The organism is Nocardioides sp. (genome assembly GCF_034670285.1).
Taxonomy (GTDB): Bacteria; Actinomycetota; Actinomycetes; order Propionibacteriales; family Nocardioidaceae; genus Nocardioides.
Genome location: NZ_JAXMNS010000025.1, coordinates 1 through 15,288, shown reverse-complemented (window position 1 = coordinate 15,288; position 15,288 = coordinate 1). Strand labels below are relative to the sequence as shown.

The window sequence follows — 15,288 nt, the reverse complement described above, 5'->3', positions numbered from 1 at the left end:
AATCTGACCAAGCGTCAGCGCGAGCTGATTCACGAGCTGCGCGAGACCCTGCTCCAGCTCGTGGCCAGCCCCAACCTCTGCGACAAGTCGTGGATCACCGACCAGTACGACCGCTACGTGCGCGGCAACACGGTGCTCTCCCAGCCCTCCGACTCGGGCATGATCCGCGTCGACGAGGAGACCAACCTCGGGGTCGCGGTCTCCACCGACTGCAACGGTCGCTTCGCCAAGCTCGACCCCTACACCGGCGCCCAGCTCGCGCTCGCCGAGTCCTACCGCAACGTCGCCACCGGCGGCGCCGTCCCGCTGGCGATCTCCGACTGCCTCAACTTCGGCTCGCCCGAGGACCCCGACGTGATGTGGCAGTTCGCCGAGGCCTGCCGCGGCCTCAAGGACGCCTGCCTCGAGCTCGGCATCCCCGTCACCGGCGGCAACGTCAGCCTCTACAACCAGACCGGCGAGACCGCGATCCTGCCCACGCCCGTGGTCGCCGTGCTCGGCGTCATCGAGGACGTCACCCGTCGTACGCCGACGGCCTGGCGCTCCGTCGAGGGCGACGACCTCGGCGAGACCGTCGTCCTGCTCGGCGCGACCCGCGAGGAGCTCTCGGGCTCGGAGTGGGCCCACGTCGTGCACCAGCACCTCGGTGGCCTGCCGCCGCGGGTCGACCTCGCCGCCGAGCGCTCGCTCGCCGAGCTCCTGCACGCGGCGGTCGGACTCGTCACGAGTGCCCACGACCTCTCCGACGGCGGTCTCGCGCAGACCCTCGTCGAGTCGTCGTTGCGCAACATGTGCGGCGTCACGGTCGACCTGACCTCGGTGGTCGACGACCCGTTCGTGGCCCTGTTCTCCGAGTCGGCAGGCCGGTGCGTCGTGACCGTGCCGCACGACGACGTCGAGCGCCTGGTCGCGCTGGCCGCCGAGCACGGCGTCCCCGCCACCGAGATCGGCACCACCGGCGGTGACGTGCTCAGCATCGAGGGTGCCTTCGAGGTCAACCTCCTCGAGCTGCGCTCGACCTGGACCAAGACCCTCCCGCTCGCCCTGGCGTGATCGCGCGCCGAGGGCTCCTCGGGCTCTCGGCCGCCGGTCTCGTGGCCGCGCTGGGAGCCTGCTCCCGGGACGCGACCACGACGAGCAGCACCCCGGGGGTCTCGGCGGCCGACCCCACGAGCACGGACGGAGACCGATCGGTGGAGCGGATCACCTACGGCGAGGACCCCAGCCAGTACGGCGACCTCTACCTGCCCCAGGGCACCCCGCGCGGCGTGGTGGTGGTCATCCACGGCGGGTTCTGGCGTGACCAGTACGACCTGACCCTGGGCGCACCGCTGGCCACGAGCCTCGCGGCTGCGGGGTGGGCGGCCTGGAACCTGGAGTACCGCCGTACCGGCACCGGTGTGGGCGGGGGCGGGGGCAATCCCGAGACCTTCGACGACGTCGCGGCCGGCATCGACAAGCTGGCCGACCTGGGCGTCGACACCTCGACCGTGATCACGCTCGGGCACTCCGCCGGCGGTCACCTGGCGACGTGGGCGGCCTCGCGCGGCCGCTACCCGGCATGGGAGGGCGGGGTCGACGTCACGCACGTGATCAGCCAGGCCGGCGTCCTCGACCTCGTCGGTGCCGACGCCGCGAACCTGGGTGCCGGCGCGGTCGCCGACCTGCTCGGCCACGCACCCGGCCCGGAAGACGTGCCCCTCGACCCGCAGCAGCAAGTGCCGCTCGAGCAGCCCGTGTGGTGCCTGCACGGCACCGACGACGCCAACGTTCCCTACTCCCAGTCCGAGCAGTACGTCGCCGCCGCCGGCGCCGCAGGCGGCACGGCCGAGCTGGTCACGATCGAGGGCGGCGACCACTTCGTCGTCATCGACGTGACCTCCGAGACGTGGTCACGCACGTTGGCGATCCTCGACACGATCGCCTGACCCGGTCGGGGTCGAGGCCGAGGGCTCAGGCGAAGACGCCGGCGGGGAAGACCCCGCCTGCGAGCATGCCCTTCACCAGCGGCATCCCGACCTCCTTGAGGCGCTTGACGCCGTCCTCGCCGATGGCGTCCCAGGGTGCGGCGCCGAGCTCGTCGGTGGCGGTCTCGACCGAGAGCCGCAGGGCCTCGCCCTCGGGGGTCAGTGCGCCGTCGGCATCCAGGATCCCGCGCTCGGCCAACGAGGCGCACGTGGCGGCCCACTGCTCCTCCGACCACGCGCGGGTGACCTGCGCCGCCGGCACGGTGAAGCCGGTGCCGGTGGCCACGTGGGAGACCAGGGACTCGATGCCGTTGAGCCCGGCCGAGAGCAGGGCCGCCACGTGGCCGTCGCCGCGGTACTCGCGCAGCAGGGTCAGTCCGTGCCACAGCGCCAGGTGGGGCTCCTCGGGCCACGCCAGGTCGGCGTGCGCGGCGTACAGGGCCCGGCCGCCGGGGTCGCACGCGGCGACACCCCCGCGGATCAGGTCGGCCGCCTCGGCCAGGCCGGGGTCGCTCAGGGCCTCGTCGCCGAGCAGGCGGCGGTAGCCCGCGTCGACGGCGCGCAGCCGCGCGGCCAGGACGGCCTCGGGCTCGACGGCGTCCCAGCAGGCCGGCACGAGCTTGGCGACCATCGCCGGGTTGAAGACGTAGAACGACGACACGACCGGTCCGGCGCCGACGCGACCCATCGCGGCCGAGCGCTGCGCGAAGTAGCTCGCGCGGCCCGGGCGCATGCCGAGCCCGACGAGCTCGGTCTCCACCTCGGGGATGAAATAGCACATCGCGTGGAGGGTCTCGAGCTGGCGGGCGGCGCGTCCGGAGAGGTGTGGGTCCATGGGCCTGTTGTACACCCCGGCCCCTCCGGCGCCGGAGGGCGCGCGGTCGCTGACTAGCATCACCGGGTGCCTGCTCGCCTGCGTATCGCCGACCCCGTGGACGTCGCTGTCAGCCTGGCCCGGGTGGCCGACGACGAGGCCGAGGGCAGCGACCTGCGCCTGCTCGTCAAGCACTTCATGGCGGTGCTCGAGTCGCGCGCCCCGGGTGCGTCGGTCGAGGTGCGCGTGCCGCCGTACGCCGCCGTGCAGGTGATCCCCGGCGTCCGGCACACCCGCGGCACCCCGCCGGCAGTCATCGAGACCGACGCCCTCACGTGGATCGGCCTCGCCTCCGGCACGCTGGCCTGGAGCGACGCCGTCGCCCGCGGCGTGGTCACCGCGTCCGGCGAGCGCACCGACCTGACGTCGTACCTCCCGCTCCACCCGCCGGGCCACCGACCGGGCCACCGATCGGGCTAGTCCCGGACGAAATGGCCCCTGGAGTGCCGCGGGAGGGGCCACTTCGACAGGGACTACCGCGGACGCACCGACATGGCCCCACCGGATAGATTGCGACCATGAGTGCGAAGACCAGCGACGACATCCGCAGTGCGGTCAACGACCTCCTCCCGGGCATCCGCCAGGACCTCGAGGACCTCGTGCGGATCGAGTCCGTCAGTGCCGATCCCGAGCGCGCCGCCGAGGTGCAGCGCAGCGCCGAGGCCGTGGCCGAGCTGTTCCGGGCCGAGAACTTCGCGAGCGTCGACATCGTCAGCGCCGACGGCGGCGCGCCGGCCGTGATCGCCCACAAGCCCGGCCCTGCAGGAGCGCCGACGGTCCTGCTCTACGCCCACCACGACGTCCAGCCCGAGAACGACCACGCCGACTGGGACTCCGCGCCCTTCGAGCCCACCGAGCGAGACTCGCCCAGCGGACGACGGCTCTTCGCGCGCGGTGCCGCCGACGACAAGGCCGGCATCGCCGCCCACCTCGGGGCGCTGCGGGTGTACGGCGACGACCTGCCGGTGAGCGTGACGATGTTCATCGAGGGCGAGGAGGAGGTCGGGTCCGAGTCGCTCCCGGCCCTGCTGAAGGAGCACCAGGAGGCGTTGCGCGCCGACGTCATCGTGATCGCCGACTCCGGCAACTGGGACATCGGCGTGCCCGCGCTGACCACCAGCCTGCGCGGCCTCGTGCGCATCGACGTCGAGGTCCGCACGCTGACCCACGCCGTCCACTCGGGCATGTGGGGCGGGCTCGTGCCCGACGCCCTGATGGCCCTGAGCCGTCTCATCGCCTCGCTGCACGACGACGCCGGCAACGTCGCGGTCGAGGGCCTGCACAGCGGCCCCGCGGCCGACGTGGAGTACCCCGAGGAGCGTCTGCGCGCCGAGTCCGGGGCCCACCCCGACGTCCAGTGGATCGGCAGCGACTCGGTCGTCGAGCGGCTGTGGACCAAGCCCTCGCTGAGCATCACCGGTCTCGACGCCCCCAAGGTCCAGGGCGCCTCCAACACCCTCGTCCCCGCGGCCCGTGCGCGCCTCAGCATGCGCATCGCCCCCGGCGACACGACCGCGAGCGCGGAGGCCGCCCTGCGCCGCCACCTCGAGCAGCACGTGCCGTGGGGCGCGCAGCTCACGATGGTCACCAGCGACACCGGCGAGGCCACCCAGATCGACGCCACCGGTCCGGCGTACGACGCCGCCCGCGCGGCGTTCGCCGAGGCCTGGGACGGCACCGAGCCCGTCGACATGGGCGTGGGCGGCTCGATCCCGTTCATCGCCGAGTTCCTCGAGGCGTTCCCGGAGGCCAGCGTGCTGGTGACCGGCGTCGAGGACCCCGACACCCGCGCCCACGGGGCCAACGAGGGCCTGCACCTCGGCGAGTTCGAGAAGGTCGTGCTGGCCGAGGCGTTCCTGCTCCGCAACCTGGGGTCGTGAGTCCGATCCGACCGTCCACCTCCGAGACCGACGCCCGCTGATGCCCGCCGCGCGCGAGTCGACCCTCGCCTTCCTCGCCGAGCACCGCTCGCAGCGGGTGGAGGCGATCACCGACCGTCTGGTCGACACGATCGTGCGCGACAACGCCTCCTACCAGGCGAGCTCGACGGTGACCCGTGACGACCTGCGCCACTCCTGTCACGACAACATCGACCGGATCCTCCAGATGCTGCGCGACGCGCTCGGTCAGGACGGCCTCCCTCCCGAGGACGAGCCGATCTACGGCGCCGCCCGCGAGACGGGCCGGCGGCGTGCGGAGCAGGGCCTCGCACTCGCCGACGTGCTGCGCTCGTTCCGCATTGGCGGGCGCCTGATCTGGGACGACCTCGTGGTCGAGGGCGAGTCGACTCTCGACGCCGCCGAGGTCCGAGAGATCGGCACCCTGCTGTGGGAGGTCGTCGACGCGACCTCCGGCCAGGTCGCCACGGCCTACCACCACCAGGAGCTCACGCTCGTGCGCGCCGACGAGCAGCAGCGCGCCGAGCTGTGGGAGGGCGTGCTCGGCGGTCGCGCCCGCGAGCCGGGGTTCGCCCGGGAGGCCTCGTTGCTGCTCGACCTGCCCGCCGACGCCGAGCTGGTGGTCGTCGTCGCGACCGAGCTGCGGCTGCGCACGGCCGAGCAGGCGCTGGCGCCCCACGCGACGGCTTGGGTACGACGTACTGCCGACGTGGTCGGGCTGGTCGCGCTGCGTGACGACTCCCCGCGCGAGGTCTTGGTCGCCCTCGACCGCCTGGCCTCGACGGTCGAGGGCTCCCTGGGGGTCTCCTCGGTGCTGCGCGGGCTCAGCGCGGTCGAGCAGGGCTACGTGCAGGCGTCCCTCGCGCTGCGGGCCCAGGGCAAGGTCACCGGCCTGGCGCGCTTCGACGACCGGCTCCCCGAGGCGCTGCTCCTGGGCTCTCCGGAGGTCGCCTCACGCCTGGTGGAGCGCTGGCTCGGTCCGGTGCTCGCGCTGGCGCAGGGGGAGTCACGGGCTCTCACCGACACCCTGCTCGCCTGGGTCGCCTCCGGCGGTTCGGCGACCCGCACCGCCGCGGTGGTGCACTGCCACCGCAACACCGTCGCCAACCGGCTGCACCGCTTCACCGAGCTCACCGGGCACCGGCTCGCCGACGAGGCCGTGCCCGTCGATCTCGACCTCGCGCTGCGCGCCTGGCGGCTCCGCCTGGCCCGCTGAAGGTCGCCTGCGCCGGGGTAGGTGACGGTGTGCGGATTGCACAGACTTGGCGGCGTGATGGTGAGCACACAGGGCATTAAATTTGCCTGTGATGGGTGACACAGTTGGCCGTGCTCGCGCATCAACGCCGAAGCCCACTTCGGGGTGCGGGCAGGAACACGAGGTGTCGACATGTCGGTCTCGAACACGACGAGCAGCACTGACAGCGTGCACAACGACGGCGCCGGTACGACGCCTTCCGGGCTCGGACGCCGGCACTTCCTCGGCTACGTGGTCGGCGGCACGACCCTGATCGCAGCCGCCGAGTTCGCGACCCCGCAGCGCGCGTCCGCGGTGATCCCCTCCGCCCCCCAGATCCCCGAGCTCTACGACCTCGAGGACCTCCAGACCGACGCCGCGCTCCCGACGTCCGCGATGATCTCGGTGACCATCAACTCCGACGGCACCGCCTCCTTCGCGATCCCTCGCGCCGAGGTCGGCCAGGGCATCACCACCTCGACCGCGATGATCCTCGCCGAGGAGCTCGACCTGCCGGTCTCGAAGGTGAAGGTCAGCCTCGCGCCGGCTCGTCCCGAGCTGATGTTCAACCAGCTCACCGGCGGGTCCAACACGACCGTGTCGACCTACACCCCGATCCGGGTGGCGGCCGCGATCGCGCGCAACGCCCTGCTCGACGCCGCCGCGATCGAGCTCGGTTACGCCGTGGCGCGCCTGCGCACCTTCGAGGGCCTGATCGAGGCGCCCGACGGGTCCACGATCACCTACGGCGAGCTCGCCACGAAGGCCGCCAGCTCCTCGACCAAGCAGGTCGAGGTCGCGCTCAAGGCGACCTCCGAGCACAAGGTGGTCGGCAAGCCCCACAACCGCGACGACGCCCTGGCCGCGGTGACGGGCCAGAAGCAGTTCTCGATGGACCTCGACATCCCCGGTGCGCTGCCGACCATGATCTGCCGCGCGCCCACGCTCAACGGCACGCCGAAGCGGCTGAAGAACCGCAAGAAGATCAAGCGGATGCCCGGCGTCACGCACGTGGTCAAGGTGCCCACGGGCATCGCCGTCCGCGCCCGCACGTTCGGCCAGTGCATCGACGCGATCCGCGAGATGGAGGTCGTGTGGAAGGACGGCAGTGCCGAGGGTGAGTCCGACCAGACGATCCTCGCCGGCCTGCGCCGCGCCGAGCTGCCGATGGTCGTGCCCAGCGTCCCGATCCTCGCCCAGCAGGTCGACGCCGACTTCACCTTCGCCTTCCGCAGCAGCGCTGCGCTCGAGCCCAACTGCGCGATCGCCGACGTCCGAGAGGACTCCGCAGAGATCTGGGCCGGCCTCAAGGTCCCGATCCTGGCCCAGCAGAACATCGCCCAGGCGCTCGGGATGAACCAGGACCAGGTCAAGGTCAACGTCATCACCAGCGGCGGCTCCTTCGGGCACAAGCTGTTCAGTGACGCCGCCATCGAGGCGGCCCAGGTCTCGAAGAAGATGAAGAAGCCGGTGCGCCTGATGTGGCACCGCGCCGACGAGCCCCGCCAGGGCCGGCTGCACCCGATGTGCACCTCGCGCATCCGCGCCACGATGCTCGCCGGTGAGGTGCTCAGCTTCGAGCAGCGCAACACCAGCGTCGTCACCGACTTCAGCCACGGGCTCGGCGAGATCATCACCTCGACGATCGACGAGGCACCGACCGAGGTCGGTCGTGCGCTCGGTGGTTTCGGGTTCTCCCAGACGATCTTCGCCCTCACCCAGGAGCTGCCTTACAACTTCGGTGCCGTCACGCAGCTGCTCAACGAGACCGACGACCGGTTCAACACCGGCAGCATGCGCAACATCTACTCGCCCGACACCGCCGTCGCCAGCGAGCTCGTCATCGACATGATGGCGAAGAAGATGAAGATGGATCCGCTGGAGTTCCGGCTCAAGTTCATCAAGGACGACCGCACCCGCGCCTGCCTCGAGAAGGTCGCCGAGGAGGGCAACTGGGGTCGCAAGATGCCTGCCCACCGGGCCCAGGGCATCGCGGTCCACAAGGAGTACAAGGGTGCGACGGCCGTGCTCGTCGAGATCGACACCCGGCCGAGCACCGTCAACCGCCAGCGTTTCAACGCGGTGACCGGTCCTCGCGTCACCAAGGTCGTGATGGCGGTCGACGCCGGCCTGGTCATCAACCCGCGTGGGCTCGAGGCGCAGATGCAGGGCGGCTTCATGGACGGTATGGCCCTGACCCTGACGAGCAGCTGTCACCTGCGCAACGGCAAGTTCCTCGAGGCCAGCTGGGACAACTACTACTACCCCCGGCAGTGGAACGTCCCGACCTCGATCGACGTGCACATCATGGATCCCGGTGTCGACCAGCCGGGTGGCGCCGGCGAGGCCGGCGTGCCGGCCTCGGCTGCCGCCGTGGCGTGCGCCTACGCCCGGGCGACCGGCGAGGTGCCGACGTACTTCCCCATCAACCACGCCGACATCTCGTTCAAGCCCAAGACGTTCGTGCCGCCCGTGCCGAAGTCGCCCACCAACGGCCTCAAGTTCACCTACTGAGAGACGAAGGAGACCACAGCGATGCCCAAGCAGACCTTCATCCTCAACGGCAAGCCCGTCACGGTGAACGTGAACGACGACGTCCGCGTCCTCTGGGTCCTGCGCGACCTGCTCGGGGTCACCGGCCCCAAGTACGGCTGCGGGATCAACGTGTGCAAGGCGTGCACCTCGCACATCAACGGCAAGGCCTTCAACCCCTGCTCGGTCAAGGTCGGTGACCTGAAGAAGAAGGACGAGGTCACCACCATCGAGGGACTTCCCGACACCGTCGGGGAGGAGCTGCACCCGATGCAGCAGGCGTGGATCAACCGTGACGTCGCCCAGTGCGGCTACTGCCAGCCGGGCCAGATCATGGCCGCGGTCGCCACCGTCAAGAAGGTACGGCGCGAGGGACGCACCCTGCGCGAGTCGGACCTCGACGACATCCGCAACATCTGTCGCTGCGGCACCTACGCCCGTATCCGCGAAGCCGTCGAGGAGGGCGCTCGCAACATGCCGTGACGAGACGGCACCCCTGATCACAGGTCGCGGCGCGCGACACCCCCCCCAAGCCGCGTCGCGACCTGTTCCCACGTCTTCGGCGTCCTTGCGCCAGGTCGCGTCAGGTCGCGTCGGGCCGGCTGCTCAGGCCCGGGGAGCGGGGAGGACGACACGGAACGTGCTGCCCTCGCCGAGGATCGAGTCGACCTCGATCCGACCCCCGAGGGTCTCCACGATGCGGGCCGAGATCGCCAGGCCCAGGCCGGTGCCGGGCTCGGCCAGGGCGGCCGGGTTGGTCGAGCGGAAGAACTCGTCGAACAGGTGCGCTTGGTCCTCGGCCGAGATGCCGATGCCCTCGTCGGTGACGCTCACCACGACCTCGGACCCGGAGCGGCCCACCTCGACGTCGGGGTCGATTTCGGTGGTCGCGACCTCCAGGGTCACGCTCCCGTCGCGGGGCGTGTACTTCACGGCGTTGCTGACCAGGTTGGCGAAGACCCGTTCGAGGCCCTCGGGTGTGCCGGACACCAGGAGCGGCGCGTCCGGCAGCTCGAGGCTGACCCGCACCCCCCGCTGGGAGGCCAGGAACGCAGTGGAGTCCACCGCGGCGACGAGCGCCGGACACAGGTCGAGCTCGGCGGCGCTCTCGCGGGCGTCGGGGTCCTCGAGCTTGGCCAGCGTTAGCAGGTCCTCGACGACCCGCGTGATCCGGGTGGTGGCCCGCCCCATGGCCCCCAGGGAGAAGAGCATGTCGCGCGACAGGTCCTCGGAGGCGACGACCAGCTCGAGGTGACCCGTGATGGCGCCCAGCGGATTCTTCAGCTCGTGCGAGACCGTGGAGAGCAGCTGGGTCTTGTAGGTGTCGAGCTCGCGCAGCTCGGCGACCAGGCGCTGCTCGCGCATCAGGTTGCGCGAGGCGAGGACGGCGTGCCCGATGTCGCGGGCGACCTCGAGGGCGCCGACCTGCTCGTCGGTCGTCCACCGCAGGTCGTCGTGGGAGCGGAGCAGGATCAGGTGACCGAGGCACCGGCTGCCGACCCCGAGCGGCACGAGCATGCCGGAGGCGTGACCGAGACCGCGGAGCGCGGCGAGCAGTGCGGCGTGCTGCTCGGGCTCCAGTGCCTCGCTCTCCTCGCGACCCGGGTGCAGGATCGCGACCCGCTGTGAGGCCCAGTAGGTGTGCGCAAGCTCGCGGAGCTGCTGCCGGAGGCGTTCGGGGACCTGGCGCGGTGCGGTGCCCCCGCTGCCGGCGAGCTCGTCGCCGTAGGTGCGGATCAGGACGTCGTCAGCGCGGAAGCCGTCGAGCAGGGCTGGTCGGCACTCGTCGAGCGCGACGTCGATGTCGGGTCGCGACACCGCGAGCTGCACGACCCGGCGCGCCGCCTCGGTGAGGCGGAGTCGCTGGGCCAGGGCCTCGCGCTCGAAGGCGTTCTGCAGGGCTCGCTCGGCCTGCGCGGCGTAGCGCTCGAGCAGGTTGCGCTGCGTGGCGTCGGGGCGAGCGCCGCTGATCGGGAGGTCGATCGACAGCAGGCCCTGCAGGTCACCGGCGACGCTGTAGAGGGGTGCGAGAAGGGCGTCGTGCGGGTGCCAGGCGTCGGCACCCTCGCCCGGCACGAACTCGGGGATCCAGCGGAACGGGTCGTCCTCGGCCATCCGCTCGTGCGGCACGAACTTGAACCGGCCCCAGTCGTCCGCCAGCTCGAGCTCGTCGAGGACGTAGTGGATCGGCGTGCGCAGGCCGGTGACCGCGACCTTCACCTCCTCCCCGCCCTCGATGGCGACCGAGTAGAGGATCCCGTCGAGCACGGCGCTGATGTTGGCGACCTCGAAGCGCACCATCTGCGCGACCGACTCGGCGATCAGCTGGAGCGTGCCGCGAGCCGCCGCGTCCGACCACGTGGTGACGTCGAACTGCTTCACACGGGGCGTGTGGGCGTCGAGTGTCACGGGGGAAGCCTTCGGTCAGCGGGGGTGGGTCCCATGTTACGGCGGATGCGGGCACCAGGCGGGTGATCTCCTAGACTGGGGCCGTGCCCTACCTGAGTAGTCGTGGACAACGTCTCGGTGGCGACGGTCGCCTGACGGCCGCACTGGACCCCCAGGACCAGGGTCCGCAGGACGCCTGTGGCGTCTTCGGGGTCTGGGCGCCGGGGGAGGACGTCGCCAAGCTGACCTACTTCGGTCTCTACGCCCTGCAGCACCGCGGCCAGGAGTCGGCCGGCATCGCGGTCAGCAACGGGCGTCAGATCCTCGTCTACAAGGACATGGGCCTGGTCTCGCAGGTCTTCGACGAGACGACGCTCGACTCGCTCAAGGGTCACCTCGCGATCGGTCACTCCCGCTACTCCACCACTGGTGCCAGCACCTGGCAGAACGCCCAGCCGACGTTCCGCCCGACTGCCGACGGCTCGATCGCCCTGGGTCACAACGGCAACCTCATCAACACCCACGACCTCGCCCAGGCCGTCCAGGACCTGCCGAGCGAGACCGGCGAGCTCGACATCCACGCCCGCGACCTCGAGTCGTCGACCAACGACACCGGCCTGGTGACCGCGCTCCTCGCGCACCACCCCGACAGCACGCTCGAGGAGCGCGCCCTCGAGGTGCTCCCCATGCTGCGCGGCGCCTTCTCGCTGGTCTGGATGAACGAGAACACCCTGTACGCCGCCCGCGACCCCCAGGGCATCCGGCCACTCGTGCTCGGTCGCCTCGACCGCGGCTGGGTCGTGGCCAGCGAGGACGCCGCCCTGGCGACGATCGGTGCCAGCGTGATCCGCGAGGTCGAGCCCGGCGAGATGATCGTCATCGACGACCAGGGCCTGCGCTCGCACACCTTCGCGGAGCCGGAGCCCAAGGGGTGCGTCTTCGAGTACGTCTACCTCGCGCGCCCCGACGCCCGGATCGCCGGACGCAGCGTCCACGAGGCCCGCGTCGAGATGGGCCGCGAGCTCGCTCGCCAGTTCCCCGTCGAGGCCGACCTGGTGATGCCGGTCCCCGAGTCGGGCACCCCCGCTGCCTCTGGCTACGCCGAGGAGAGCGGGATCCCGTTCGGCCAGGGCTTCGTCAAGAACGCCTACGTCGGCCGCACGTTCATCCAGCCCAGCCAGACCCTGCGCCAGCTCGGCATCCGTCTCAAGCTCAACGCACTCGAGCACATGATCCGTGGCAAGCGGATCGTCGTGGTCGACGACTCGATCGTGCGCGGCAACACCCAGCGCGCCCAGGTGCGGATGCTGCGCGAGGCCGGGGCGCTCGAGGTCCACGTGCGGATCTCCAGCCCGCCGGTCAAGTGGCCCTGCTTCTACGGCATCGACTTCGCCACCCGGGCCGAGCTGATCGCCAACGGCCTCGACGCCGACGAGATCGCCGCCAGCGTCGGGGCCGACAGCCTCGGCTACATCTCCCTCGACGGGATGATCGAGGCCACCGGGCAGCCGTCCGACTCGCTCTGCAAGGCCTGCTTCACCGGCGAGTACCCGATCGAGCTCCCCGACGAGAGCCAGCTCGGCAAGCACCTCCTCGAGACCTCCCTGTCGACCCCGACGTTCGGCAAGGCGCTGCCCGTCCTCAACAACCCGTAAGGGGCCACCATGGCGCACACCTCTCCCGAGTCGACCTCCTACGCCGACGCCGGGGTCAACATCGAGGCGGCCGACACGGCCATCGAGCTGATGAAGGTCTGGATCGACAAGGCCCGTCGGCCCGAGATGATCGGGGGGCTCGGCGGGTTCGCGGGGCTCTTCGACGCCTCCGCCCTGACGCGCTACACCCGCCCGCTCCTCGCGACCTCGACCGACGGCGTCGGCACCAAGGTCGCGATCGCGCAGGCGATGGACGTGCACGACACGATCGGCTACGACCTCGTCGGGATGGTCGTCGACGACCTGGTGGTCTGCGGTGCCGAGCCGCTCTTCATGACCGACTACATCGCGACCGGGCGGGTCGTCCCGGAGCGGATCGCCGCGATCGTCAAGGGCATCGCCGAGGCGTGCCTCGAGGCCGGTTGTGCGCTGATCGGTGGCGAGACCGCGGAGCACCCCGGCCTGCTGGCCCCCGACGAGTACGACGTCGCCGGCGCCACCACCGGCGTCGTCGAGGCCGACAAGCTGCTCGGACCCGGCCGGGTCCGCCCCGGTGACGCCGTGATCGCCATGGCGGCCTCCGGGCTGCACTCCAACGGCTACTCGCTGGTGCGCCACGTGCTGCTCGAGAAGGCCGGCTGGGCCCTCGACCGCGACGTGCCCGAGCTGGGCCGCACCCTGGGCGAGGAGCTCCTCGAGCCCACCCGCATCTACGCCAAGGCCTGCCTGGCGCTGGCCGAGGCCACCGAGGTGCACGCGATGTCGCACATCACCGGCGGTGGGCTCGCGGCCAACCTCGCCCGCGTGATGCCGGCCGAGCTGCGCGCCACGCTCGAGCGCGGCACCTGGAACCCGGCCCCGATCTTCGACCTGGTGCGCCAGGTCGGTGGCGTCGACCAGCCCGACCTCGAGGCCACGCTCAACTGTGGCGTCGGCATGGTCGCGGTCTCGGCCCCCGAGTCGATCGACGCCTCCATCGACCTGCTCGAGGGCTTCGGGATCAAGGCGTGGGTGCTGGGAGAGGTCGACGTCGACCCCGACCAGGACGCCACGGTGCGACTGATGGGCCAGCACCCCGGCTGGTGAGCCGCGGTAGGCCTGTTCTGGGGCTCGATCGGGGCTAACTTCGAGCCGGAGTGCCGGAACAGACAGACACCAGGTAGCGTTAGCACCACGATACTGACGTTGAAGAAGCCCGGACCGCCCTGCGGCGTCCGGCCGAGTGTGCGAGGGGGCTGGACCCTATGGGCCGCGGCCGAGCGAAAGCCAAGCAGACGAAGGTCGCTCGCGACCTGAAGTACCAGACCCACGAGACGGACTTCGGGGCACTGGCACGAGAGCTTCACGGTGGTGAGTCCGCCGATGATCGTGCCGAAGTGCCCGACGAGTGGGCCGACCTCGACGAGCGCTCACGCGACTGACCCGGTCGCCGGGTAGGTCGCCGCGCGACTGACGCGAGGCTTCACGAACTACGTGCAGGTCGCCGCCCCGAGAGCTCTCAGAGCCCTCGAGGCGGCGACCTCACACGTGTGTCCGCAGCAGTGTCAGTGCGCCAGCCACAGGCCGCGCAGCCGGCCGACCTCGCGCATGCGGCGCTCGGCCAGGCGGTCGGCGGCAGTTGCAGCGGGGACCCCGTCGGAGGCTGCGAGGGCGAAGACCTCGCGGGTGGTGTCGTAGATGCCGTCCGCGCGCTGCTTGGCGCGCTCGAAGGAGAACCCCTCGAGCTCGTCGGCGACCTGGATCAGCCCGCCGCTGTTGACGCAGTAGTCGGGCGCGTAGGTGATCTCCCGGGCCGCGAGGGCCTTCTCGACGCCGGGGTGGGCCAGCTGGTTGTTGGCGGCCCCGCACACGACGCTCGCTGTCAGGGTCTCGACCACCTCGTCGGTCAGGGCGTGCCCCAGCGCGCACGGCGCGTAGACGTCCAGCGGTCCGGCGAGCAGCTCGTCGGTGGAGTCGGCGACCTCGATCTCCGGGTGCTCCTCCCGCAGGCGCTCGACCGCCGGTGACCACACGTCGGTCACCACGACGCGAGCGCCGCTGTCGAGCAGGTGCCCGACCAGGTGACGCCCGACCTTGCCGACGCCGGCGACCCCGACCCGACGGCCCCCGAGCGTGGCGCCGTCGCCCCACGCGGCCTCGGCGGCCGCCTGCATGCCGCGGAAGACGCCGTACGCCGTGAGCACCGAGCTGTCACCGGCGCCGCCGTTGGCGACGGTGCGGCCGGTGACGAACGACGACTCGCGTGCGACGTGGTCCATGTCGGCGGAGTACGTGCCGACGTCGCAGGCGGTGTAGTAGCGCCCGTTGAGCGACTGCACGAAGCGTCCGTAGGCCCGCAGCAGGGCCTCGGACTTCAACGACGAGGGGTCGCCGATGATGACGGCCTTGCCGCCGCCGAGGTCCAGCCCGGCCAGCGCAGCCTTGTAGGACATGCCGCGGGAGAGGTCGAGGACGTCGGCCACGGCATCCGCGGTCGAGGCGTAGGGGTGGAAGCGGGTGCCTCCGAGGGCCGGGCCGAGGGCGGTCGAGTGGATGGCGACGATGGCGCGCAGTCCGGTGGCGGGGTCGTTGCAGAAGACGACCTGCTCGTGCTCGGCGGCCGCCTCGAACACGTCGGGCTCGACGCGGGCGGCCGAGGCCTGCTGGCTCGGGGAGGTGGGTGCATTCATCGGAGGTTGTCCGTTCGGTCGGTCGGGCGACCACGGGGTGTGTGGTCTCGGTGGTCCGCAGGGGTAGATCG

General features: G+C 71.3%; 13 protein-coding genes. 10 read left to right on the top strand and 3 right to left on the bottom strand.

Features of this window, described 5'->3' with window-relative positions:
- Positions 1-1,053, top strand: a 1,053-nt coding sequence (locus VOI19_RS02465; RefSeq protein ID WP_323791370.1) for an AIR synthase related protein, incomplete at its 5' end; no start/stop codon positions are given.
- Positions 1,050-1,928 (top strand): alpha/beta hydrolase, encoded by an 879-nt coding sequence (locus tag VOI19_RS02460; protein WP_323791369.1) that lies wholly within the window; start codon positions 1,050-1,052, stop codon positions 1,926-1,928. The genes VOI19_RS02465 and VOI19_RS02460, both read left to right, overlap by 4 nt.
- Positions 1,929-1,953: 25 nt before the next feature.
- On the opposite strand, the gene VOI19_RS02455 is transcribed toward VOI19_RS02460, so the two are convergent.
- Entirely contained in the window at positions 1,954-2,802 is an 849-nt protein-coding gene (locus VOI19_RS02455; RefSeq protein WP_323791368.1) for an SCO6745 family protein, read from the bottom strand.
- A 66-nt stretch (positions 2,803-2,868) separates the two neighbouring features.
- Between VOI19_RS02455 and VOI19_RS02450 the strand changes: the two genes are divergently transcribed.
- The 5 genes from VOI19_RS02450 to VOI19_RS02430 all read left to right on the top strand — a co-directional run bounded on the left by VOI19_RS02450 (position 2,869) and on the right by VOI19_RS02430 (position 8,988).
- Positions 2,869-3,261: a sterol carrier family protein gene (locus tag VOI19_RS02450; RefSeq protein ID WP_323791367.1), complete on the top strand. Its 393-nt coding sequence runs from the start codon at positions 2,869-2,871 to the stop codon at positions 3,259-3,261.
- 98 nt (positions 3,262-3,359) lie between these two features.
- Entirely contained in the window at positions 3,360-4,721 is a 1,362-nt protein-coding gene (locus VOI19_RS02445; RefSeq protein ID WP_323791366.1) for a dipeptidase, read from the top strand.
- Between the two features lie 40 nt (positions 4,722-4,761).
- Positions 4,762-5,955: a helix-turn-helix domain-containing protein gene (locus VOI19_RS02440; protein ID WP_323791365.1), complete on the top strand. Its 1,194-nt coding sequence runs from the start codon at positions 4,762-4,764 to the stop codon at positions 5,953-5,955.
- Positions 5,956-6,126: 171 nt separating this feature from the next.
- Positions 6,127-8,487 carry a molybdopterin cofactor-binding domain-containing protein gene (locus VOI19_RS02435; RefSeq protein WP_323791364.1) on the top strand — a complete coding sequence of 787 codons (2,361 nt, stop codon included), beginning with the start codon at positions 6,127-6,129 and terminating at the stop codon, positions 8,485-8,487.
- 21 nt (positions 8,488-8,508) lie between these two features.
- Positions 8,509-8,988 carry a (2Fe-2S)-binding protein gene (locus tag VOI19_RS02430; protein ID WP_323791363.1) on the top strand — a complete coding sequence of 160 codons (480 nt, stop codon included), beginning with the start codon at positions 8,509-8,511 and terminating at the stop codon, positions 8,986-8,988.
- A 123-nt stretch (positions 8,989-9,111) separates the two neighbouring features.
- Here VOI19_RS02430 and VOI19_RS02425 read toward each other — a convergent pair whose 3' ends face one another.
- Positions 9,112-10,914 carry an ATP-binding protein gene (locus VOI19_RS02425; protein WP_323791362.1) on the bottom strand — a complete coding sequence of 601 codons (1,803 nt, stop codon included), beginning with the start codon at positions 10,912-10,914 and terminating at the stop codon, positions 9,112-9,114.
- Between the two features lie 83 nt (positions 10,915-10,997).
- Here VOI19_RS02425 and purF point away from each other — a divergent pair, with 83 nt between their 5' ends.
- The 3 genes from purF (at position 10,998) to VOI19_RS02410 (ending at position 13,969) form a co-directional block, all read left to right on the top strand.
- On the top strand, positions 10,998-12,548 hold the full coding sequence (gene purF / locus VOI19_RS02420) for an amidophosphoribosyltransferase (protein ID WP_323791361.1): 1,551 nt from the start codon (positions 10,998-11,000) through the stop codon (positions 12,546-12,548).
- Positions 12,549-12,557: 9 nt separating this feature from the next.
- Entirely contained in the window at positions 12,558-13,634 is a 1,077-nt protein-coding gene (gene purM / locus VOI19_RS02415; RefSeq protein WP_323791360.1) for a phosphoribosylformylglycinamidine cyclo-ligase, read from the top strand.
- 158 nt (positions 13,635-13,792) lie between these two features.
- Positions 13,793-13,969 carry a DUF3073 domain-containing protein gene (locus tag VOI19_RS02410; RefSeq protein ID WP_323791359.1) on the top strand — a complete coding sequence of 59 codons (177 nt, stop codon included), beginning with the start codon at positions 13,793-13,795 and terminating at the stop codon, positions 13,967-13,969.
- A gap of 123 nt (positions 13,970-14,092) precedes the next feature.
- On the opposite strand, the gene VOI19_RS02405 is transcribed toward VOI19_RS02410, so the two are convergent.
- Positions 14,093-15,217, bottom strand: coding sequence for a Glu/Leu/Phe/Val family dehydrogenase (locus VOI19_RS02405; protein ID WP_323791358.1), 1,125 nt, complete (start codon positions 15,215-15,217; stop codon positions 14,093-14,095).
- Positions 15,218-15,288: the final 71 nt, after the last annotated feature.